We start from the raw sequence: 2,528 nt of genomic DNA, 5'->3' as shown, positions 1-2,528 counted from the left end.
ATGGCCGCAAATGGAATCGTAAAAATTAGAATTTTAAGAAGGTTTTTCATATTCGATTAGTTTTACTTCGAAGTGTTAAACTGGCGTATAACGTTTCGCGCAGTTACGCAGGAGCGGAAAAGCGAACTGAGTACTCTCTGCCAAGATAAGACTTTCTTCGTGAAAACCGAACGTCCAACCCACGAAAAACCAGCTCTTGCTTAACTGCGCTGTTATGAGAAACTTGTAGGCACGTTTATTTTTTCTGTATGTAAAAGTTGAAGACCTTCCAGAATATTTCCTCATTTTTCCCTTTAACCAAACTGATGTTAGTTTTCATAGGAGATCCGGTTGCTATTTTTTCAAGTCTAAAAAACAAATTTTGTATTGGATTTCGTATCTGTTTAAAAAAAATTGAATAATCATTTAGTTCAAAATTTATAAACGTCCATTGTCCAATACTTGATGTGCTTATATTGGATATTGCTTTCCATGAAACTTTAATTCCATTAATATGATCTATATAATGTTCATTTGTCAATTCAATTGCAGGTAGTTTTAGAATATTTCGTACAAAGCTTTTTATGAATATAAAGACTGATGAATAGCCTAACAAAATTAAAACCAACGAAAATATTACCGTAGCGGGCTTAGAGAAATTGAAAAAAAGAAAACAAAAAGGAATAATGAAGAATATTAAAATTATAAAAAAATTTATTCCAACATTTTTTGAGCAATAATTTATAGTCATTTTTGAGGACGTTTTTTCAAGTTTCTCATAACGTCTCGCCGGTAAGCGAAGTCGCTGACCAAAGCGAAGTTGAGTTCTCTCTGCCAAGATAAAGCTTTCTACGTAAAAACAAAATGTTCAATTAGCAGATTTTCAGCGATTTTGCTTACCGGCTGTTGGTGGCAGTATCTAATCAAAATGCCTCTTTTTTTATTGTAGCATTTCCACCGTATAACTTTACTAAATGTATAATGGCTTTTTCCATTCTATCTTTATAACCTTCATTTATTAATTCTGAACTTAATGGAATTTTAAATGATGTATCTGATTCTGCGTTTGAAAAAACGTTCTCGTTTAATCCTTTGGTTGAAAGTTTTCCTTTTTGAAAATAGATATAGATTGAAACCCAACCTTCTTTGTCATCATTATCAAATCGCTCTTTTTTCAATTCTATCTTTTTAATGTCTTTAATTTTTAACTTGAAAAGAGAACCTAAATATTCATAAATTAAATAATCTTCTTCGAAAGTCAAATCAAATTTTTGGTTGTATTGATTTACTCTTTCGTAATTATTATACTTTTCAATTATCCATTCTTTAGTTTCTTCTTTACTTTGACTGAATAAGAAATTTGTAAAAATTAAAAAAATAATGATTGCGATATTCTTCATACGGTTTTGTTTGAACGATGTTTCTTCTGATATTGCCACCAACGTTTCGCGCAGTTACGCAGGAGCGGAAAAGCGGGCTGAGTTCTCTCTGCTAAGATAATATTTCTTCGTGAAACCGGACGTTCCGGCCACGAAAAACCAGCTCTTGCTTAACTGCGCTGTTACCAGAAGTTTTATTTTATTGTATTATAATCCGGAGATTTATAGAGATTTGATTTAACAATGGATTTTTTAAAACCTAATTCTTGCAATTTTATTTTCTTGCTTTTAAAATCTGAATATTCTATTCTGGGATCAAATACAATGTTGTCGATTAAATCATCTGGATCGATTTCATACTTTAAAATCAATCTTTCAAAATTTGTAAATGTATTATATATCAAACGTACTTCGTTTTCATTTTTGAATGGATACCTTTTATAGAGTAAAGTTTTGCATTGCCCCAAACCGCCTTGTTCAAATATCCAATCCTTCGCATTTTCTAGAAATAACTTTTTTAATTTAGGAGAAGTTAGATAAGTTACTTTTCCTACAAAGACTTTATTTACATTTTTGTCTATTTTAAGCAATCCAGAAAGAAGCTTTCTCGGTGTTGAAGAAATTTTGACGGAATTTTTTTGCGTTGAATATGCTCTCCACATTGTGTCGCTTTCTTTTGTAAATGACCAACATTGACAAAATATACTTTTGCCCAATTGGGATTTCAATTTCATACCGCTAATCTCTATTGTTGAATTTAGAAACATATTTTCATGCTTATCGTCCCACTTCTCAGGATTCAATAAAGTGTTTCTTCTCATTTCCAATATTTCAACCAAATTCTCGAAGCTCATAATGCGATAGATTTGTTTGTCTATCTCATTCGGTTTGATATTGATGAATTGTGTTTCCATTCCTCAAAAATTTCTGGTAACGTTTCTCGCATTTGCGCGGTCGCGTCAGAGCGAGCTGAGTTCTGTCTGCCGAAGATAAACAAAGTTCGTGAAACTGAAACGTTCCGGCACCGAAAACCAGCGATCGCGTAAATGCGGTGTTGGCCGCTGGCGAAGAAACCACAAGACTCAGCGACGGTATTTTTCCTTTTTCTAAAAACCCATAAAACGGTTTTTAGGCGAAAAAGGAAAAATAGCGAGCGAAACGTGAAAATTT

Annotated in this window: 2 protein-coding genes; both read right to left on the bottom strand. The window is 32.6% G+C overall.

From position 1 onward, the window contains the following. Positions 1-902 precede the first annotated feature (902 nt). Positions 903-1,379, bottom strand: a complete 477-nt coding sequence (locus BLP55_RS16380; RefSeq protein WP_139149803.1) for a hypothetical protein — start codon at positions 1,377-1,379, stop codon at positions 903-905. 173 nt (positions 1,380-1,552) lie between these two features. Next, entirely contained in the window at positions 1,553-2,272 is a 720-nt protein-coding gene (locus tag BLP55_RS16375; RefSeq protein WP_091147409.1) for a hypothetical protein, read from the bottom strand. Positions 2,273-2,528: the final 256 nt, after the last annotated feature.

This window comes from Flavobacterium caeni (assembly GCF_900101895.1).
Lineage (GTDB): Bacteria > Bacteroidota > Bacteroidia > Flavobacteriales > Flavobacteriaceae > Flavobacterium > Flavobacterium caeni.
Note: the sequence above shows the minus strand (reverse complement) of the source record. Positions and strands in the feature narration are given on the sequence as shown.